A 20,102-nucleotide genomic window follows, 5' to 3' on the forward strand; every position below is an offset into this window, starting at 1 on the left:
AACGGCTCTCTCAGAGCCGCACTGTTCTTGCTAAAAAATCTTGGCGTCCCTGGCGGTTGAATCCCCGGGGAAGCGTCTGCCAAACCCGCCGGAACGCCGCAGGGAGGCGAGGCGCGCACTGCCCGAAAAAGAGATGAACGGCTCTCTCAGAGCCGCACTGTTTTTGCCCAGAAAATCTTGGCGTCCTTGGCGTCCTTGGCGGTTAAATCCCCGGGGAAGCGTCTACCAAACCCGCCAGGGCGCTGCCGGAGCGCGAGGTGCACGCGCCGCCAAGCGCCTTGAAACGGGACTATGCCGCGGCGGGCTCGGGGGGGACGAACATCGCCTGCATGATGAACGGCTTGGCGAGGACTACCAGGTTCTGGTTCTCGTCCAGGGCGGTGCCGAGGCCTGCTAGCAGGCTGAAGGTGCGGCCGTAGAGCACCAGATCGTTCGGGATGTAGATGTTGTCGATCTTCGAGATCAGGCCTTGGACATCCTCACGGATGCGCTCGAAATCGAGTTCCCGGGCTTCAGCTGGGGTCAGCTCGTAGTACTGCTCGAAGAACTCCTTGATGAGGGGCTTCGCCTTTTCGACGTCGGCCTCGCTCAAGATCCCCATGGCAACGACCGTGGGCGCGTAGGCTTCGACATCGCGGGTGAGGAAGGCCATCACGGAGTTGACCAGCTGGCGATGGAAGCTGCGGGGCAGGATCTTCACCTGACCGAAGTCGATCACGCACAGCGTGGTGCGGCCGTCGATCACGTTGAAGAGCAGGTTCCCAGGGTGGGGATCGCTCTGAAAGACGCCGTCCTGGTACATCATCTTGGTCCAGGTGTTCAGCACCAGCTCGAGCAGCTCCGTCGGCTTCACCCCGAGCTCATCCATCTTCTGCTTGTCGGTGACGCGGAAGCCCTCGAAGAACGTGGTCGCGATCACGCTGTCCGTCGTGTACTCGTCGAGCACGTCGGGGATCACCACGTCGCCACGACCCGCCGCGTTGTTGATGCTCGGGGAGAAGTTCTTGAAGTTGTCGTGGATGGTGCGCGTGTAGGCCGCTTCCTGGCGGTAATCGAGCTCGGTCTCCAGTGCGAGGCGCATCTCACGGTAGATCACCGCGAGATCGACCTTTGGCACGAAGATATTGAAGAGCGGCACTGCGATGCCATACAAGGTCATGTCGACCTCGAGCATGGCCTGGATGTTGGGGTAGCGGATCTTCAGCGCGATGTTACGGCCGTCCTTGGTGGTGGCGCGGTGCACCTGGCCAAAGCTCGCTGCGGCGATGCACTTCTCGTCGATGCTGGCGAACACCTCCTGGGGTGGCGCGCCGTACTCTTCAGTGAGGTGCGCTTGGATGCCTTCCCAGGGCGTGGGGTCGACGCGGTCCTGAAGCTTGGACAGCTCCTCCACCCAGACGCGCGGCATGATGTCCACGCGGGCGCTGATCAGCTGACCCACCTTGATCATGCCGCCACGCATGCGCACCGCCAGGCGGTAGAACGACTGAGCGTTCTTGCGATGCACGGTGTTCCACGTCTCCTTCTCGATCTCCTGGCCGAGCTTCTTCCAGCGGATCCAGAGCCAGAGGTAGGAGAGGTAGATCGGCACCAGCGTCCACGCCGAGATCGAGAAGCGCACCACGGCGTACCCGAATTTCCGTGCGGTATCGAGCTCCGAGGGGCGCTCTTCAACCGGACACAATGCGGCGGGACGTAGCGCCGTAACCTTCGGCTGCAGAGAACTCGGAGACGTCGCTAGGGCGGCAGGATCTTGCATGATAACAGGCGGAGAGTTAGCACCGAGGGGATGCGGCTCCAAGCGGCCACTTCCGCAGCTTTCGTGAACGGAAAGCGGCGCTACCAGGGCAGTTCTTCGCCGTTTGCGTGCATGAAGCGGCCGGTGGTTTCCAGGCTCAGCTCGTCGATGCGGGCGATCAGCCCCTTGGCCGCGACGTCGGGACCGATGTCGCCGTTGCCCCCGGTCATCTCCGTCTTCACGTAGCCAGGGTGCAAGATCACCACGGCCACACCGTCGCTCTTCAGCTCCTGGGCCAGGCTCTTTCCGGCGGCGTTCGCTGCGGCTTTGCTCATGCGATAGCCGTACATGCGCCCTGAAGTGTTGTCTGCCACAGAGCCCATGCGGCTCGAGACCACAGCGACCTTACTGCCTTGCTTGAGCTTGCTCTGTAGCGCGGCGGTGACGCGCACCGGGGCGAGGGAGTTGACCTCGAACTGACGCCGGATTGAATCCGCGCTGATATTCCCGAGGGCGTCGACTTCGAGCAAGCCGGCGTTGTTCAGCAAGACGTCGATGGACTCGTCGCCCACGCGCTTCGGCAGCTCAGCGATCCCGGCGTCCGTCGTGACGTCGATCCCGCTCTCCACGCGCACACCGGCGACGGCGTCGAGCTCCGGCGAGCTCTTGCGGCAGATCGCCACCACGGACGCTCCACGCCCCGCCAGTTGGCGCGCCAGCTCCAGTCCAATGCCGCGGTTTGCTCCTGTGATGACTACGACGCCCATGTCACTCCCTCTCGTCCGTTGCTGGTTCCCCCGAGACCTGCGACAGCCTCGGCAAAGCCGCAACCCCAAGCGTCGGAATAAGCGCTAGTCCAAGTCGAGGGCCCCGCTCAGCACGTCCAGAGCGCGCCGCAGCCGCTCCTCGTCGCTGTTCACCTGCGGAGCAGGGTTCGCTTCGGATGCGGGGGCTGCTTCAGGCGCAGGGCTCGCTTCAGCCGCGGGGTTCATGTCAGGCGCCGTGTTCACCGCGTGCTCCTCGAAAGCGCCGGAGCTGGCGTCTGAGGAGCGGGATTCGGGCTCGGGGGGGAGGTACGCCGATTCGGCCGCGTGGGCTCGCCGGGAAGCATCGTTCACGGGAGCCGCCACAGGATCCGCCGCGGGCGCTGGTCCTGCCTCGTGTGCTGACCCGGAATCAAAATGCCGCGGGGAAACGCTGGGGCTGGAGTTCGGGTCGAACGGGTTCTGGGGGCGCTGACCCGGGCGCTTGGAGGGCCCGCGGGAAGAGCGCAACGGCGCGCTCGGCTTCGGCCCTGGCTTGCTCACGACGGAGCGCGCCAGCTCCGCCGGTTCTGGCGGCAGCGCGGTCAGCCCTTTGTCGACGGCCTCGTCCAGGCCGCGCAGGGCCGCGAGGGCGGCGCGTTGCTTCGGGTCGGGGAGGCTCGAGTCGGCGCCCGGTCGCAGTGAGATCGTTGCGCCGTCGAAGCCGTCTTGTACGGGGCCCGCCGCCGGCCCGCTCAGTCCCTCTGCCAGGGCGCGGGGGAGCGCTCCGGCGCGGGCGATCGCGTCCGCCGAGGGCATGGCCGCTGCTGGCGGCGCGCTGGGTGACGCAGGCGGAACGGATCGTGGCAGCGCGCTAGCAGGGCCGTCAGCAGCGGGCGGTCGCACGCTGCGCTTGCCGGTCTTTTTCTGCGCCTTCTTGGTCTTTTCGTCTTCCTTCTTCTGGGCGAAGGCCGCCGCTTGTTCGAACATCGCGCGCGCCGCCTCGGCCGCCCGGTTTGCGCGCTCCGTCTCTCCGCGCATTTCCATGACGAAACGGCTCGGGATCGAGGCGCGGAGCTTGCCCCACTTCATGCGGCCTTTGCAGAAGGTCAGCGTCAAGGTGTCCTGGGCGCGCGTCACTCCGACGTAGGCCAGTCGCCGCTCTTCGTCGACGCTCTTGTTCTCCAGCACCGAGCGCGCGTGGGGCAAGATCCCTTCTTCCATGCCGACCATGTAGACATGGGGGAACTCCAGCCCCTTGGCGGAGTGCAGGGTCATGAGCGTGACGGCTTCCTTTTTCTTCTTGTCGTCGCCGTCCTTCATGTCGTCGCGAGTCGACAGTGCCATTTCCTCGAGGAAGCCTCTGAGGCTGGGGGTTTCGGCGCGAGAGACGTAGGAACCCAGGGCGTTGACCACCTCTTCGATGGCGTTCAATCGCGACTCGACGTCAGCCGGGTTGTCGTACAGGCGCTGGAGCTCCGCCTTGTAGTCGATCTGCTGCAGCAGCTCGCGCACGGTATCGACGAGATCGCTGCCTTCCCGCTCGCACTCCCGCTTGTAGTGCTCGATGAGCTTGCGGAAGCCGTCCACGCGATCGATGACCACCGGCGTAAACTCGGTGTTTTGCCGGACCTCGCTGAGCACTTCCCAGAGCTGCCGCCCTTGGTCGACGGCGGACTGCACCAGGCTCTTGATGGTGCCGCTGCCGATGCCGCGCGCCGGGGTGTTGATGATGCGCAGCAGGGCGACTTCGTCTCGCGGAAACGCCAGCACCTTGAGGTACGCCATCACATCGCGCACCTCCTTGCGATCGTAGAAGCTCTGACCGCCGACCAGCACGTAGGGCACCTGGTGACGCCGCAGCTCGACCTCGAAGGCGCGGGGCTGCTCGTTGGTGCGGAACAGGATCGCGAACTCGCTGGGGTAGACCCGCTTGTCCTGGGGTGGATTGTCGAGGCGCGCGCGGATCTCGCGGACGACGGCGTGGGCCTCGGTCGTCTCGTCTTCGAAGCGGATGAAGCGCGGCGGCTCGCCACCTTTGCGATACGGCTTGAGCACCTTGTCGTGGCGCGTGGAGTTGTGAGCGATCAGCGTGTTCGCGAGCTTGAGGATCGCTTCACGGCTGCGGTAGTTGCTCTCGAGGCGCACGACGGTGGCTTCGGGCCAGTCGTTCTTGAAGTTCAGGATGTGTTCGACTTCGGCGCCGCGCCAACCGTAGATGGACTGGTCGTCGTCACCCACGACGCACAGGTTCCGGTGCCGCTCGGCGAGTCGCCGCACGATGCGGTACTGCAAGCCGTTGGTGTCTTGGTACTCGTCGATCAACAGGTGATCGAAGCGTCCACTCTCCTTGACGCGCACATCAGGGAACTTGTCGAGCAGTTCTTCGGTGAGCAGCAGCAGGTCATCGAAGTCGACGGCGCCGGATGCGCGGAGGTTGTCCTGGTACTTGGCGTAGGCGAGCGCCGCGAGCAGCTCCTTGTCGCTCTTCGCTACCTCGGAAGCTTGCTCTGGGCGCACGGACTGGGACTTCCAGCCGCCGATCAGGTGCAGCAAGTCACCGGGGCGCAGGCGATCGTGGCCCACGCGGATGTCGCGCAGCGCGGAGCGCGCGAGGCTCTCCTGATCGCTGCGATCGTAGATCGGGAACTCGTTGGGGTAGCCGAGCTGATCGATGTTGCGGCGCAGGATGCGCACGCACAGCGAGTGGAAGGTGCTGATCTCCGGCGCCTTGTCGCCCTTCTTGCGGCGCTTGCCGAGCAGGCCGACGGCGCGCTCGCGCATCTCTTTGGCGGCCTTGTTCGTAAACGTCACCGCGAGGATGCGGTCGGGCCGGATCCCATTTCGGATCAAGTTCGCGATGCGAAACGTGATCACGCGCGTCTTTCCGCTGCCAGCGCCTGCGAGCACCAGCATCGGCCCCTTGAGGGTGTTCACCGCTTGGTGCTGTGCTGGGTTGAGATCGGGTGCGGACATGAGTGAACCGAAGCGGCGACGAACGGCAGGCTTTAGAAACCCGCGGCGCGCCCGTCAAGCCGCGAGCATCAGGGATCCGCGACCAGCGGCCCTAGGCCCAAAAACAAGCCGAAATAGCCGATACGTGCGTGCCCCAGTTCCTCCGGATCTTGGGGCGCGTCGTACATTCGGGCGCGAAAGCAGATCGATGGACGGCCGAGGTGACCACAAGCCGTCGCGCGCACCACCTGGGCAGAGCCGTCGCGATTCCATACGGCAAAGCGCTGGTAGCGCAGGTCGAAGCGGACGTCGGGTGTGGCGAACGTGAAAATGGCACCGTGTTCAATGGTTGCGCCAAGCTTGTGCTGACCTTCCTGATCCGAGAGCTTGACGCGCCCGGTCCAGTTGGGGCCGACGAACGCGTAGCCTTCGATCAAGCGTGAGGTGTCATGGACGTGGTAGCCGACCTCGAGCCGCGGCAGGGTGAGCCAGGAAGAATAGAAATGCCGATTGCCGAGCAGCTCCGCGGAGATCCCGCCGCGCACGAAGCTCCCTTCACCTGGGACGACTTCGAACAGCGGCCCAGCGCTGATCTCACCCCCGAGCCCGCCCTCGACGCCTGCACTGCCGCCGCCCACCATGCCGAAGGTGCGTGAGCGCTGAACCCAGCCAAGACGTGTGGAGTCCAGGCTGCCGAACTGACCGACCAGTGCCGCGATGCTGCGTTCGTTCGTGCTCTCGCTCGACGCTTGAGTAGCCGACGCGCCGAGGGAGAGCTGACGATCCACGAACAGCGCGGCGTCGGGATCCGGCGCGCCGCCAGGGCGCTGCTTGCCAAACTCCAGCGTGAACGCCTGCGCCAGCGCAACACTGGGCAGCAGGCACACGCAGGCTGCCGAGCAGCTAGCGAGCAATCTGGGTATTCGGGGACTTCGCGAGGTCAAGGTTCAGGGGGGTGCGCTATAGAGAGACGCATGTTGCGCATTCGGAGTGTACTCGGCAACTCACAACGGCTGGATGGCGGCGCGATGTTTGGCAATGTGCCACGCGCGCTGTGGAGCCGCTGGTGCCCCCCGGACGAAGCGGGGCGAATCGCCCTCGCGTGTCGTGCGCTGCTGATCGAAGACGGCTCGCGGCGCATCTTGCTCGAGACGGGGATTGGGAGCTTCTTCGAACCGAAGCTGCGGGAGCGCTTTGGAGTGGTTGAAGAGGAGCACGTCCTGTGTCGGCACCTGAGCGAGCTCGGGGTGCCCCATGACGAAATCGACGTCGTGGTGCTGAGCCACCTGCACTTCGATCACGCGGGTGGCTTGCTGGCTGCTTACCAGCCGGATCACACGCCGTCGCTGCTGTTCCCGAAGGCGCGCTTCGTCGTCGGGGAAGAGGCGTTTGCACGCGCCAAACAGCCGCACCCTCGAGATCGCGCTTCGTTCATCCCAGAGCTGGTTGGGCTACTGGAACAGAGCGGGAGACTGGAAATCGTAGGTGGTGAGACGGACGCCGACTTGAAGTCCGAGGCGCTCGGGCCGCGTTTCGGCTTCGTGCGCAGCTACGGGCACACGCCGGGCATGCTGCACACCGTGGCTCGCGGTGATGCTGGTGAAGTGTTTTTCTGTGCGGATTTGGTGCCTGGAGTGCCCTGGGTGCACCTGCCGATCACGATGGGCTACGACCGCTTCCCGGAGCGCTTGATCGACGAGAAATCGACGGTTTTTCCCGGCCTCTTGAGTCGCTCGGCGTGGCTCTGCTTCACCCACGACACGCGCGTTGCGGTGGCTCAGCTCACCGAAGAGAAGGGGCGCTACGGCACTCAGAACGAGATCGTAGACGCTGACTTGGATCTGGATCTGGACGCGGCTTGAGTCGCGGTTCGCCGCGCTTCACCACGCCATGCAGGTCTCGTAGATGCGCATCACGTCCTGCGCCTCGGGGCGACGGGGCGTGGTGATCATCAGCGGATCCGCGAAGGCATCTTCCACCAGCGTCGGGAGCAAGCTCGCGCTGACGCCCAGATCCGCGAGGCTGATGTCCGTCTTCACCTGGGCGCGCAGGTGCTCGATGGCGTTGATGCCGAGCTGCGCGTTGTCGTGGTTGTCGAGCTCAGGCTCAGCGACGCCGAGGGCGATCGCCACCTGGGCGTATTTCGTCTCGCTTACCAGGCAGTTGAAGCGCATGACCTCGGGCAGCAGCGTGGCCAACGTCTGACCGTGCGCGGCATTCAGCCGTGCGGAAATAGGGTGGCCCATCGCGTGGCACACGCCAAGACCAGCGCTCGCAAAGGCGATACCTGCCAGGTGCGAGGCGAACATCAGCTGACTGCGCGCCTCGAGGTTTGCACCGTCCTCGAAGGCCACTGGGAGGTGATGTCCGGCCATGGCGATCGCACGCAACGCCACCGCTTCGCTGAATGGATTGGGCCGGTTGGAGGTGAGCGCCTCGATGGCGTGGGTCAGCACATCCATGCCGCAGGTCGCGGTGACCGCAGGTGGGCAACCGACGGTGAGGGCTGGATCCAAGACGCTGGCCTTGGGTTGCACGCTCAAGTGACCGATCAGGATCTTGCGACCGCGCTTCGGATCCGTGATCACCGCGAACATGTTGGTCTCGGCGCCGGTGCCAGAAGTCGTGGGCACGGCGATCACCGGGTAACCGGCGTGCTTCGGCTTACAGCCGGGGACGTAGTCTGCGAGCTCGCCGCTGTTGGGCGCCCAGAGCGCGATGGCCTTGGCGGCGTCGAGCACCGAGCCGCCACCAACAGGGACCACTGCCGCTTCCCCGAAATCGCGGGCGGCGTCCCGACCGTGGGTGACGTCTTCCGTCGTGGGGTTCGGGCGCACGCCGTCAAAAACGCGGGCTTCGATGCCTTCTGCTGCCAAGGCTTCGGTAACCTGAGTCACGACCCCTGCCTTCACCAAGCCGGTGTCGGTGACGATCAGCGCACGCTGTTGGCCCACGCTCTTCACGTGTTTGCCCAGCTTGCTGATACTCCCAACTCCGAACTGCGCGCGGTTCACCGGTTGGATTTGAAACCCAGCTTCAGACAGCATCCGCGCACCATACAGCGAGCCACCGGGCCGTCAAAGCCGTGCGTCATGGGCGCAGGTGAGCGGAAACCGATCGAGGCTTCGGCGCATACGCCGGGCGATTCGGGAATTGCGCGACATTTGGAAACGCAGCCTGGATACGCTTAGGATCCAGTTGGAGGTTGCATGAAGAGTAAACGAAACGCATCGGGCCCCAAGGCGATCAGCCGCAAAGACTTCATTCGTAGCGCGGTTTGGGCGGCTGGTGCCGTCCTGGTGCTGCCTGGCTGCGGCTCAGATGACGATGGTGGTGGATCTGGCGGGAACGCGGGTTCTGGTGGATCGGGCGGCAGCAACGGTGGCTCTGGCGGCACCGGAAACGCTGGGTCCGGCGGCACGGGCAACGGTGGAGCTGGCGGCAGCACTGGCGGCACCGGCGGAGCTGGTGGTGCGACTGGCGGTAGTGGCGGCACCGGGATGACCGGTTGTGGCGCGACCATCTCCGCCAACCACGGCCACGTGCTGATGGTCTCTCAAGCAGACGTCGATGCGGCTGCGGACAAGACCTACGACATCATGGGCGGCGCTGGGCACACCCACTCAGTCACCATCACGGCAGCGGATTTCGCGACGCTCGCAGGGGGTGGGAGCATCACCGTGACCAGCACGACCGGCGCGGCTCATATGCACACCATCACGGTCATGTGCGCCTGATCTAGCGCGAACGCGCAGTAGACAAAACACAAGCGGCGTTACCCTCGGGTAACGCCGCTTGTTCGTGTTTGCCTGTGAGTTCCCGCGCTAAGCCGTGATTCGGGCCTCGGCAGTCACTCACCAGGCAGCGGGATCAGCTCGCCGCGATTCCGATCACCACGTTCGCGATGATGCCAAGCACGTTCAGGACCAACGAGACGACCCAGAGGATCAGGAAGATCTTCACGGTGCCAAGCTTGCTCTCCGCCGTCGCGGTGTCGCCCTTCGCGACCGCTTCCTTCGCCTGGTTGGCGAAGATGATCGGGATGATGGCGAACAGACCGCAACCACAGAGGCTGCACAAGGAGAGGATGAAGTACTTCTGAGCCTTCGCTGCCAGTTCAGCGTTTCCGCCGCCCATCCCACCGCCGGGCATGCCACCGGGCATCATTCCGCCACCGGGGGGAGCCATGGGAGCGCCTCCAGGCGGGGGAGCTCCATAACCACCGGGGGCGCCCATTCCGCCGCCGGGCGGCATACCGCCGGGAGGGGGACCGTAACCGCCACCCGCTGCTTGGATGCTCTCAGGCTGGTGATTCATCATCTTCTAGTGCTCCTCTTCCGCTTGCTTTCAGCTCAGTTGATACGCCCTCGTGGATTCGGCTCGGCCACAGACGAGGTACTTTTCTCGCCGGCAGTCGCGAAGGCGTCGCGTGACTCCCCACGCTCCCTCCAGGCCGCCTCACCACCCGAGCCGAGGTTAATACTCCACTTGGCTGGCGTTGCTAAGGCATTTTTCGCGCTAGCTGAGCCGATTGGGTGCAAAAGCCCCACGCGTTCCCGTGATGTATCCGCCGCGCTTGCGCGGAGTTTCCGCGAATCCCGATTGGGATGCGCGATACGACCACAAAAAGGCTGGTTCACCACCGGTTTCGCTTTCCGCGCGAACCACCTCTGCTTGGCTCGATGTCCCTTGCCTCGACCTCACCGAGCCTCGTTGTACGCTGGTTTCTACACATGCTGCCCTCAGTGAGTCGATCGTCCAGAGCCGTGACACGTCGCCGTCACCCGAGCCTCTGGATCGCGATGGCATTGGCCACCTCCTCGCTCAGCGGCTGCCGTTGCAGCGAGCCCCCAGCTGAGAAGGAGGAACCAGCGAAGGCTTCCCCAACCATTCAGCGGGGAGACGCGGTGCTCGTCGAGCCCAATGCCGGGGATTTCTTCGAAGCACGCGTGCTTGGACTGGAACCCGCCGCAGGGATCCAGAGCCTGAAGCTTCAGCGCAGCGACGGGGAGATCACCACCGCGGACGCCGTCGATGTGTACAAGCTCCCCGACGAGTCAGCAGCCGCTGCTGCATCCAAACAGCCGGGGCTCGCGCCGGGGCGCCTCGGGATCTGTGAAGTCGCCCATCAACGCTGGGTGGGATGCCGCATCAAGACCGTCTCGGAAGATGGCTACCAAATCGAGGATTTTGGGGGGGAGGAGCACCGGATTTCCCTGAAGAAACTCATGCTGCCCAGCGAGCTGACCCGGATGAACCTCGAGCAGCGCTTCAAAATCGGGGACCGCCGGCGCGCCTTCGAGCGCGAGGCCGCCCGCGCCGGTCAACCCGCTCCGCCACCCGGCTTTTCACCGGGCTTCAAGGAGCGGGTTATCGCCAAGCGGGGCGACGAATGGTTCTCCGCTCACATCGTGCGCTTCCACGACGACGGTGCCTTCCGGGTGCGCTGGATGGCTGATGATCGCGAGAACGACGTCGCGAAAGTCGAGGTGATCCCGGAGCCGCCCTACCAACAGCCGCCAAAACGCGGAGGTTTCGTCTTGCTCAAGCCGAATGTGCAGAGCCTGCCCTGGGCGCGCTGGCGCGTCGTTTCCGTGCGGCCTGAACTCGTGCTGCAGAACGCGGCGGGGGAACAGTCCCAGAGCAGCCGCCGTGAGGTGGTGCCCCTGGACCCGGACGTTGCCGCCTCTGACGAGGAGTCGCCTTGAGCGCCTTGCCCGAAGCATCAAGGGGCAGGGGACAGTACCTGCCAGCCGAACAGCGCGGCCCCGGTTCCGCCCCGCGAGGACAGCTCGATGTCTAGACGCAGCGGGCCGTGGCCTTCGAGGTTACATTGCCGCGCGGCAACGGCGCGGGGGCCGCGATCCAGGGTCAAGAGCCCCGGCACGACGCTCTCCCCGGCGCCGTGACCCCGTACGCTGAGCTCCAGCGAGCCGACGTTCGGTCCGGCACCCACGCCAATGTCCAGGCAGCGGCCGGGGGGTACATCGAGCTGCTCCCGGTGCAGGGCGGTCTCGCTGAGTTCCACGCGCTTCACGCCACCTAGCTGCTTTCCGCGCGTGACACCTCGACTCGTCAAGAGCCCCAACAAGCGCCCCGCAGCCAGCGGCGCGCCCCGCAGCTCAGCGGACGCTTTTCGATCGGCAGTGCTGAAGAGCGCGAACGCCCCCGGGCGCACCGCTGCTTCGACGTCGAGGCGAAATTTCCCCGCTTCACCACAGGCAAAGAGGCGCGCGCTGGGATCACCGGACGTCTCCGCGACGAGCTCTCCGCCGGCGCTCCACAAGCGCGCCGAGACGCCGCGAGCCGGTTTACCGAGCACCAGGTCGAGGCGGGTACAACCGCTCGCGAGATCGACATCCACGCTGACGCTGCGGCCAACCGGGGCCGAGCCCTCGAAGAGCTTGCTCCCCAGGGGCAGCCCGAGGCGGCGACTCAGCTCAGCGGCGGTCTTGATCGCGTCGGGTAGCGACTCGTTTGTTTCCGTGAGGTAGCGAATCGTCTGCTTGCTCGCAGGGATCTCGCTTGCCAGGCCCTGGGAGACGAGCAGTGCGACCAAACCTCGTCCCAAGTGGGGTCTGACTTCTAGTGTCAGCTCCGCCGGCTTTCCGGCACAAACCTGCAGCGTGCGGTTGCGTCCCTGGCTCGAGCCTCGACCGAGGGTGCGCCCCTCGGCGTCCAGCAGCGCGAGGTCCAGATGGGAGACATCGGAAGACGGCGCCACGAAGACGTCCGCGCACTGTCCGGCCTCGAGGCTCAAGCTGCTCAAGGTGGGCGCACTGATCTCGACTGGCAGCGCCGCCCGACGTAGGTCCTGCCAGGGGCTGCCAAGCTCTTCACGATGCGCTTGGAGCTCCGCCTCGAAGTAGCTCCACACGTTTGCTTCGCTGGGAGGTGTGTGGTGCCCAACGGCTTTGGCCGCCACCGCTGCTTTGTCCGGAGCCACCAACTGACCACCGACCGCGACCAGGCCGTGTCCTGATGCGACCCGAGCGACGACGAAGATACGCTTCGGATGTGGGGGGCAGATGACGAGGCTTGGTTCCTTGTCTGGGCGCTCGTCACTGCCGAGCACCTCGCCCCCGTCGGAGTACGCGAAGAGATCGACGTCGTCGATGCTGTCGCTCACGCGGGCGAGGAGCAGCACGCAGCGGTCCTTGGGGACGATCAGCGTGCCACTCACGCGGTCTCCCGGGGTCGCAGCTTCAACCGCGATCACCCGGGATTGCTCTGCGCCTTCCGCCGTCGCACGCGCCGCATCCGCCGCGAGCAGCGGCTTGCCGTCGGGCGGGGCGCCGCGCTCGAGGCCCTCGGCGTGTTTCGGTGCGGTCCGCGTGCTGCCGCAAGCTGCGCACAGGTAGAGCAGGCTCAGCGCGGCCGCCCAGAACGGCGCGCGTGTGCTCATTCGAAGCCACCCGCAGGCAAACTGCCCGTGCGATAGGCAATCATGCGCCAGATCAGCGCCGCGCCCTGGGCTTCCACCTCGAGGCGCGCGCGGCCGCTCTGGCGCGCGCAGAACTGCACGAAGGTGGGCTGCCCCGGCCCGCTGCTCTGATTTTCTATGTGGATTTGCGGCTGGCGCGCGACCAGCGCGAACCCGCTAGGAACACCCGAATGCGCTGCCACCACCACGGTGTAACATGCACCGGCCTGGGTCTGTAGCGTCGCGCGGGTGACTCCGGCGACTCCGAGCCACTCCCGTCGCCGCCCGGCGTCAGCGAACGTCGCCGCGCCGAGGCGCTTTTGCAAGAGCAGCAGCGCGAGCTGGTTCTTCGTCGAGTCGCTCCAGTGTTTGGGGAAATCCGCAGGAAAAGCGAACCGGCTCACCAGGCCCAGCAAAGGAACATGGGGAAAGCCTCCAGAGTAGCTCAAGCGCACGGCTCCGGGGCTCGCGGTGCAGAGCTCCACGTGGGCGTCCAGCGCCTCGCCCCGGTCGCTCACGACCAGCGCCCCATCGGGCACGCGGCGTACGTCCAGGTCGACGTCTGCGCTGCTGTGCCAGCCCTCGGGCGCCTGAGCCGAGAGCACGTCGATACGATAGCAGCCCGAGCTCAGCTCCACCGTCTGCCCGCCCGCGCCGCGCCCGTCCGCGGTGAGTCCCACCCGTCGCTGATCGAGCGCTCCCTGGCGCCACGCTGCCGCGCGGATTGCGCTCACCCGCGCTGCGAGGGTCTCTGCGCGGGCTGGTGGGCCAATCGGATGAGCCTCGTCCACCGGACCTGGATCGCGGTCTTGGAGCAGGCGCTGGGCGGCGGGCAGCGGCGCCTCAGAGGCGGCGAACACCACCTCCACCACGCCTCGGGGCGAGCGCATCTCGAGTAGCATGCGGCCGAGCTCTGCGCGACGCTCGCCACAGCGCACCAGCTGGATTAGCCCGGCCACGGAGGGCTCTGGCGCTTCGGGTGTTTCCCCGCGGTTCGGAATCACGCGCAGCACGAAGCTGACATTCCGCGCACTGATCAGCACCACGCTGGTGCACTCCTCCTCGCGCTCGAGGTAGCGCTGGGGAATACCGACCGGGACCTGATCTCCGCGCTCCAGGAGCCGCGGAGGCAGCGAGGCGTGGGCCTTTGTCTTTCTCCACGCCTTTTTCAGCGTTGAAACATCGTCGACCAGCTCCGCGCTCGCCGGACCCGCGCTGAGCGTCAGCGCGAGCAAACCAAGGCACGCTGTTCGAGTACGCGCGGATAGCAGTCGTCTAGCCCTCATCGATGTTGAAGGGGGTCTCCACGAAGCTCTTGCTCGCGTCCTCCCAGATGAACAAACGATGCGCGGTGACTTCGCCTTTGTCGACCGCAGTCACCAAATAGGCCAAATCGTGGGTCGGGGCCTCTCCTGCGCCCATCGTCATGCTCGCGGCGTCCTCCTCGGAGAAGTACGCGCCGCAATCGAGGTGAGAGTGAAAGAACACCTTCACCGGTCGCCCCGCGGCGCGCCCGGCCTCGATCGCGCGCTCGAACTTGAGCGCGTTGATCTTGAAGTACTCTCTGCCGGTGCGTGGATGATTTTCAGGGTCCACCTGGTGGTACTTGTTCGCCAGGTTCTCGAGCTCGACGGCTTCGTCGGCACGGCGCGGCTCTTCAGCGGGGCCCGCCAGGTAGCCACAGGCCTCTTCGTCGCGGGCGTAGGCCTCGCGGGCGGCTTGTTCGACGCGGGAGATGATTCCGCGGGTGAAGCTGAGATCGCCTTGGGTCCACTCGGGTTTCGTCATGTTGCCTCGGTCTTGCGAATGATTACCGCGCGGAATGGCGCTACCAGATGTAGCGCTTCTCCCATTTCATCGGCATGAAGTAGCGATCGCTGCGGTCGCAGGCGATGGTGACGACGCAGCCGCCGCCTTGAGTCGCCTGCAGTTCCTCAGCGAGCTTCACGGCGGCGAAGATGTTCGCGCCCGTCGAGTGACCGATGAACAAGCCTTCTTCGGCTGCAACACGCTCTGCCATGTCCCAACCATCCTCCGTGCCTACGGGCATGATTTCGTCAGGCAACGTGGGGTCGAAGATGTTCGGGACGATGCTGCTCGCCATGTGTTTCAGCCCTTCCAGGCCGTGCAGCGCTTCAGCGGGTTCCACGGCGACGCAGCGGATGTTGCGGCCCCCAGGCTCTTTCGCGAAGTCCTTCAGTCGCCGCGTGGTACCCATCGCGGTGCCGCTGGTGCCGAGTGCCGTGACGAACACGCTCAAGCGGTCCCCCAGCACCTCGAGGATTTCCTTGCCGGTGCCGTGGTAGTGGGCGAGGGGGTTTGACGGGTTCGAGTACTGGTCTGGATAGAAGTACTTTTCAGGGTGCTTCTCCACCAGCTCGCGCACGAGGCGAATGGCTCCGTCGGAGCCTTCCATGGGCGACGAGTGGATCAGCTCGGCGCCATAGGCCTGGGTGATGTCCTTGCGCGCCTTGGACACGTTCTTCGGCATCACGAGGTTCACCCGGAAGCCCAGCGCTGCACCCATCAGCGCGTAAGCAACGCCGGTGTTGCCGCTGGTCGCGTCGATCAGGATCTTGTCGTCGGTGAGTCGACCATCGGCGATGGCGTCCTCCACCATGCGCTTGGCGGGCCGATCCTTCACGGAGCCGCCCGGATTACAGAACTCCAGCTTGACGAACACCTCGACGTCCGGCGCCGTGCTCGCGACCTTCTTCAGCCGTAGCAGCGGTGTGTTCCCCACGGCATCGATCACATTGTTCAAGCGTCGAGAGCGTACGAAGCGATTGGGTTTCACGAGGGGTCTCTGGAAGTTGCTGTTCTTGGGGGGGAGGGTGCCACTGGGTCGCAGCGCGTTAGTCTTCTTGGGGCGCCTCGAGGGCGCGCCGCAAGTGTTGCAGCGCGGTCCAAGCGCCGCGCGCTACCTTGGAGGGGCCGCCGTGTTCGAAGTGGACGCCATGGGGCCACTCTTCGGGTGTGCCCGCCTCGAGCTCGATCTCGCTGACGCCAGCGCGCTCCAGATACACCTTGGCGAAGGTGGCTTCAGGACCGCCGCGTAGCACGACGCCGAGTGCCTCGATGCGCGCCTGCCCGCGCTTGCCCACTTCGAGCAGCTTGCGCTGGCGGCTGTAGCGGTCCTGAAACGGCAGCACGCTTCACCCGCCCGCGATGGCCGGGACGATGCTGACTTCTTCTTTGCCGTCGAGTGCGGTGTCGAGGCCATCCAGGAAGCGGATGTCTTCGTCACCGACGTAGATGTTCACGAAGCGCCGCACGCCCTTGTCGTCGAGCAAGCGCTCGCGCATGCCGGGGTGGTTCTGCTCCAGGTTCTCGATCAGCTCCCGCACGTTCGCGCCATCGATGCTCACGGCTTCTTCGCCGCTGGTCAGGGTACGCAGGGGAGTGGGGATGCGAACTGTAGTTGCCATTTCTTGCTTCCTTCGGTTGCCGCAGTCGGCCGTCAAGAGCCAGGTGGTCAGGAGACGTTGCCTGCCTCAACACCGCTCGTCTGGCCGCACGTGCCGGCGAGCGGATCCAAATAACGCGCTTCTCGAGTGTCCAGAATCGTCGGCTGCCTACCGCACAGTGTACAGCCCGCTCGAGCAGCGACTTCCACCTTGCGCAGGCGGTCCGTGCGCCCGTCGTAGGTCCAGACGACGCCTGCCGCTCGGCTGTCACCGTTGAGCCAGCGCAGCGCGAGCTCAGCCATCAGCGCGCCGGCCAGGCCCACGACGGGGCCCATCACGCCTGCGGAGTCGCAGTTTTGCTGGGCGCCGCGGGGTAGATCTTCGAACAGGCAGCGATAGCAGGGGCGACCTTCGGGGGCGACGAGCCACGCCGTCGCTTGCCAGCGGATGGCAGCGCCATGCACGAGCGGTACCCCCGCGAGGTGGCAGGCGTCTGCGGCGAGGAACTTGGTCGCGAAGTTATCCGAGCCTTCCAGCACCAGATCAACGGACCCCAAGATCTCTTCGGCGTTCTCCGGGAGGAAACGCGTCGAGCGCAGGCTGAGACGTTCGGGAGCGGCGCCGTGGCGGAGCAGGGCATCCCGCGCCGCTTCGAGCTTTGGGCGTCCGACGTCCGAGTCGCTGTAGAGCACCTGGCGATGCAGGTTCGTCAGCTCGACCTCGTCGTCGTCGAGCAAAAGCAGGTCCACGTCGCTCTCGAGCAAGGCGAGGGCTGCTGGGCAGCCGAGGCCGCCGAGCCCGATCAGCGCAACGCGGGGCCGCGCTCGCTCACTCATCGAAGTACTCGTCCAGGCTGAAGTAGCGCTCCCCCGTGTCGCAGAGGATCGTGACCACGGTCTTGCCGGGGCCAAGCTCGCGGGCCACTTCGAGCGCCACGGCCACGTTGGCTCCCGCGCTGATCCCGACGAGCAAGCCCTCGCGCTGGCTCAACGCGCGCTTGATCTCGTAGGCGCGGCGGTCAGCGACGGTGCGTACTTCCGTGGGGATCTTCGCGTCGTAGTTGCCGGGGATGAACCCCGCAGCGATGCCCTGGATCTTGGAGGGGCCCCTCTCCCCCCGAGAAATAGTCGCACAGGTCTCCGGTTCGACGGCGATCACGCGACAACTCGGGTAGCGCTCGAGCAGCGCCTTGCCAACGCCGCTCACCGTGCCTCCGGTGCCGACCGCGGCCACGAACGCGTCCACCGGGGTGTCTCCCAGTGCGTGGAAGATCTCCTGTGCCGTCGACTCGTAGTGGACGTTCGGGTTCGCTTCGTTGTCGAACTGCTGAGGCATGAAGGCGCCCGGCGTACTCGCCACGATTTCACGAGCCTTCGCGATCGCGCCTTCCATCTGCTCCGCCTCCGGAGTCAGCACGAGCTCGGCGCCCATGCTCTCCAGCAGCTGGCGGCGCTCGAGGCTCATGCTCTCCGGCATGGTCAGAACACAGCGGTAGCCTCGCCGTGCGGAAACGAGTGCGAGTCCAATGCCGGTGTTGCCGCTGGTGGGCTCGACGACTACCCCACCGGGCTTGAGCAACCCTTGCGCCTCCGCTTGCAGGATCATCGATAGGCAGATGCGGTCCTTGATCGATCCACCAGGGTTCTGGCTCTCGAGCTTGCCGAGCACGCTGGCCCGGGGAACCTCGGTCTCCAGACGCTGGATTTCGACCACGGGGGTGTCCGTGATCAACTCCAGGATGTCTTCGTAGATCCGTGGATGCTTGGCTGGGGGGAGAGGTGCGTTCGGGGTCATAGGGGACTCAGATCACGTAGACGTAGCGCCGCGCGCCGGGGCGCGGCAGTCCTAGTTCGTCCGCTCGGGCGCAGATATCGCTGACGCTGACTGCCGCAAAGCACTCTTCGACGCGCTCGGAGAGATCGCGAAACACACTCTCGGTGACGTTGCGCACCTCGTCCTGCTCCGCCGCTTTGTCAGGCGCTTTTTCGCCCAGGGAGATCGGACCTTCCAGCGCGCGGATCACGTCGCTCAGCTTGATCTGGGCTGCGGGTTTCGCGAGGGAGTAGCCGCCCTGAGGGCCGCGCTTGGAAGCGACGATCCCAGCGCGCTTCAGATCTTGGAAGATCTGCTCGAGGAAGCGCGGAGGGATGGACTGGCGCTCGGCGATGTCTTTCACCTGAGTCGGCCGGCCCTCGTTGTAAAACGCGATGTCGAACAGGGCGCGAACGGCGTAGCGGCCTTTGTTCGAGAGCTTCACCGGGGGTGATCTGCTTTTACACATCGGGTTTGTCAAGATTAGGCGTGGCGATGGCGCGTTTTTCGCGCCAAGAGACCCCGGAAGAGCAAACAATTCCGTTTCGCCGCAAGCAGTGCTGAGTCGAGAATCTCCCTATGTGCGACACCTTCGTGGCCCTTGGTGAGGCCACACCCAGTGGGGCGCCGCTGTTCGGAAAGAACAGCGATCGCGAGCCGTTCGAGGCCCAAGGCCTGGAGTGGGTCCCGCCGCAGGTTCACGACCTAGAAGCTCGGGTATGCACCACCCACGTCGCGATCCCCCAGGTAGCCCGCACCCGCGGCGTGCTGCTCAGCCGTCCGTACTGGATGTGGGGCGCGGAGATGGGTCTCAACGATGCGGGAGTCGTTGCCGGAAACGAAGCGGTATTCACTCGCTGCGCGGCGGCCCGGCGCAAGCGTCGAGAGCTCGGCCACCCGGGGCCACCTGCGTTGCTTGGCATGGACGTGGTCAGACTTTGCCTCGAGCGGGAAGCTACGGCGGAATCCGCGGCGGCCCTGGCCTGTGAGCTCACCGAGAGCCATGGCCAGGGCGGTGAAGCTGGGCACCAACTCCGCAACTTCGACTACGACAACAGCTATCTGTTCGCCGATCGCGGCTCCGCCTGGGCCGTGGAGACTGCTGGGCGCGCCTGGGTGAGGCGGCGAATAGACGGCATTTATGCGATCTCGAACCGCCTGCGTATCCGCGAGGATTGGGAGTTCGCCAGCCCACACATCGCGGCCTATGCCCGGGACTGTGGCCTCAGTCCGGGGCGCGGCCGAATCGATTTTGCGGGGACTTTTCGCGACAAATTCTACGAAGCGGCCGCGATGGGCGGTGCTCGTCAAAACCGAGCGGAGGGGTTGCTCTCCCAGGGCAGCGGCGCGCTCACCGCTGGCTTTGCGTTCGACGTCTTGAGAGATCATGGCGGCGCTGCGCCCGACGCAAACCGACCTCAAATCTGCGCACACGCCGGCTGGTTGCCCCAGCGGCGAGCCGCTCAAACCACGGCTTCTCTGGTCGTCGATTTCGGTCAAGCGGACCCTGGTGGAGCGGCGTTGCCGATCTGGGTCACCGGGACCAGCGCTCCCTGCACCAGCTTGTTCAAGCCGGGTTGGCTCGAACCCAGCACGCATCCGGCTTGGCTCCCGGAGTTCCCCGGCGCGCGTGGGGATCGCAGCACCTGGTGGCAGCACCAGCGCCTGCTGAAGCGGGCCAGGCGCGACTGGATTAAATTCCTTGAGGAAATTCGTGTCGAGCAGCGGGCATTCGAGGCGCAGCAGCTGCTGGAGCTCCCCGCAGCGCGAAAGGGCTCTGAGAGCCTGCGTGACGAGATGTCGCAGCGGGCGTTCGCTGCAGCCTCGGTGCTCGAGGAGCGCTGGGCGGCTTGGGCCGACTCGCGGCTTCAGCGCGAGGGGACTGGCCCGAACAACTGGTACCTTCGGAATCTGGAGCGCCGGGCGAACCTCGGTTGAAGCGTCGCACTGGGTGGATCGCGCGCAGAGCGGGGGAGGAAACCAGGCGCCGCGCGGCTCACAGTGTAGGACTACAGCCGGCGCGA

Annotated in this window: 19 protein-coding genes; 4 read left to right on the plus strand and 15 right to left on the minus strand. The window is 65.5% G+C overall.

Annotated features, from left to right (window positions below; all coding sequences use genetic code 11):
• Positions 1-289: 289 nt before the first annotated feature.
• The 4 genes from H6718_15075 to H6718_15090 all read right to left on the minus strand — a co-directional run bounded on the left by H6718_15075 (position 290) and on the right by H6718_15090 (position 6,323).
• On the minus strand, positions 290-1,759 hold the full coding sequence (locus H6718_15075) for an AarF/ABC1/UbiB kinase family protein (GenBank protein ID MCB9586721.1): 1,470 nt from the start codon (positions 1,757-1,759) through the stop codon (positions 290-292).
• A gap of 80 nt (positions 1,760-1,839) precedes the next feature.
• Positions 1,840-2,505 carry an SDR family oxidoreductase gene (locus H6718_15080; GenBank protein ID MCB9586722.1) on the minus strand — a complete coding sequence of 222 codons (666 nt, stop codon included), beginning with the start codon at positions 2,503-2,505 and terminating at the stop codon, positions 1,840-1,842.
• A gap of 84 nt (positions 2,506-2,589) precedes the next feature.
• The gene (locus H6718_15085) at positions 2,590-5,457 is read right to left on the minus strand and encodes a UvrD-helicase domain-containing protein (protein MCB9586723.1); all 2,868 of its coding nucleotides are present in this window, start codon (positions 5,455-5,457) and stop codon (positions 2,590-2,592) included.
• A gap of 68 nt (positions 5,458-5,525) precedes the next feature.
• Positions 5,526-6,323, minus strand: coding sequence for a hypothetical protein (locus tag H6718_15090; protein MCB9586724.1), 798 nt, complete (start codon positions 6,321-6,323; stop codon positions 5,526-5,528).
• Positions 6,324-6,410: 87 nt separating this feature from the next.
• Between H6718_15090 and H6718_15095 the strand changes: the two genes are divergently transcribed.
• A complete protein-coding gene (locus H6718_15095) occupies positions 6,411-7,298 on the plus strand; it encodes an MBL fold metallo-hydrolase (GenBank protein ID MCB9586725.1) in 888 nt (295 codons plus the stop codon).
• Between the two features lie 18 nt (positions 7,299-7,316).
• On the opposite strand, the gene H6718_15100 is transcribed toward H6718_15095, so the two are convergent.
• Complete coding sequence (locus tag H6718_15100) at positions 7,317-8,483, minus strand: iron-containing alcohol dehydrogenase (protein MCB9586726.1); 1,167 nt, start codon at positions 8,481-8,483, stop codon at positions 7,317-7,319.
• Between the two features lie 162 nt (positions 8,484-8,645).
• Between H6718_15100 and H6718_15105 the strand changes: the two genes are divergently transcribed.
• Positions 8,646-9,173, plus strand: coding sequence for a hypothetical protein (locus H6718_15105; protein MCB9586727.1), 528 nt, complete (start codon positions 8,646-8,648; stop codon positions 9,171-9,173).
• 133 nt (positions 9,174-9,306) lie between these two features.
• Here H6718_15105 and H6718_15110 read toward each other — a convergent pair whose 3' ends face one another.
• The gene (locus H6718_15110; GenBank protein ID MCB9586728.1) at positions 9,307-9,753 is read right to left on the minus strand and encodes a hypothetical protein; all 447 of its coding nucleotides are present in this window, start codon (positions 9,751-9,753) and stop codon (positions 9,307-9,309) included.
• 485 nt (positions 9,754-10,238) lie between these two features.
• Between H6718_15110 and H6718_15115 the strand changes: the two genes are divergently transcribed.
• On the plus strand, positions 10,239-11,144 hold the full coding sequence (locus H6718_15115; GenBank protein ID MCB9586729.1) for a hypothetical protein: 906 nt from the start codon (positions 10,239-10,241) through the stop codon (positions 11,142-11,144).
• Between the two features lie 17 nt (positions 11,145-11,161).
• Here the strand turns inward: H6718_15115 and H6718_15120 are convergent, their stop codons facing one another.
• The 9 genes from H6718_15120 to H6718_15160 are packed head-to-tail and all read right to left on the minus strand — an operon-like array spanning position 11,162 to position 18,523.
• The gene (locus tag H6718_15120; GenBank protein ID MCB9586730.1) at positions 11,162-12,841 is read right to left on the minus strand and encodes a hypothetical protein; all 1,680 of its coding nucleotides are present in this window, start codon (positions 12,839-12,841) and stop codon (positions 11,162-11,164) included.
• Complete coding sequence (locus tag H6718_15125; GenBank protein MCB9586731.1) at positions 12,838-14,145, minus strand: hypothetical protein; 1,308 nt, start codon at positions 14,143-14,145, stop codon at positions 12,838-12,840. The genes H6718_15120 and H6718_15125 overlap by 4 nt, the downstream gene beginning before the upstream one ends.
• Positions 14,135-14,647: a Mov34/MPN/PAD-1 family protein gene (locus tag H6718_15130; protein MCB9586732.1), complete on the minus strand. Its 513-nt coding sequence runs from the start codon at positions 14,645-14,647 to the stop codon at positions 14,135-14,137. The genes H6718_15125 and H6718_15130 overlap by 11 nt, the downstream gene beginning before the upstream one ends.
• A 40-nt stretch (positions 14,648-14,687) precedes the next feature.
• The gene (locus H6718_15135; protein MCB9586733.1) at positions 14,688-15,656 is read right to left on the minus strand and encodes a cysteine synthase family protein; all 969 of its coding nucleotides are present in this window, start codon (positions 15,654-15,656) and stop codon (positions 14,688-14,690) included.
• A 58-nt stretch (positions 15,657-15,714) separates the two neighbouring features.
• A complete protein-coding gene (locus H6718_15140; GenBank protein MCB9586734.1) occupies positions 15,715-16,011 on the minus strand; it encodes a hypothetical protein in 297 nt (98 codons plus the stop codon).
• Between the two features lie 3 nt (positions 16,012-16,014).
• Complete coding sequence (locus H6718_15145; GenBank protein ID MCB9586735.1) at positions 16,015-16,287, minus strand: MoaD/ThiS family protein; 273 nt, start codon at positions 16,285-16,287, stop codon at positions 16,015-16,017.
• Positions 16,288-16,334: 47 nt separating this feature from the next.
• Entirely contained in the window at positions 16,335-17,102 is a 768-nt protein-coding gene (locus H6718_15150; protein MCB9586736.1) for a HesA/MoeB/ThiF family protein, read from the minus strand.
• Entirely contained in the window at positions 17,095-18,060 is a 966-nt protein-coding gene (cysK, locus tag H6718_15155; GenBank protein MCB9586737.1) for a cysteine synthase A, read from the minus strand. Before cysK ends, H6718_15150 begins: the two co-directional genes overlap by 8 nt.
• A 7-nt stretch (positions 18,061-18,067) precedes the next feature.
• Positions 18,068-18,523, minus strand: coding sequence for an Rrf2 family transcriptional regulator (locus tag H6718_15160; protein ID MCB9586738.1), 456 nt, complete (start codon positions 18,521-18,523; stop codon positions 18,068-18,070).
• A gap of 134 nt (positions 18,524-18,657) precedes the next feature.
• Here H6718_15160 and H6718_15165 point away from each other — a divergent pair, with 134 nt between their 5' ends.
• Positions 18,658-20,016: a peptidase family C69 gene (locus tag H6718_15165; protein ID MCB9586739.1), complete on the plus strand. Its 1,359-nt coding sequence runs from the start codon at positions 18,658-18,660 to the stop codon at positions 20,014-20,016.
• Positions 20,017-20,102: the final 86 nt, after the last annotated feature.

Source organism: Polyangiaceae bacterium, from assembly GCA_020633205.1.
GTDB lineage: Bacteria > Myxococcota_A > Polyangia > Polyangiales > Polyangiaceae > JAHBVY01.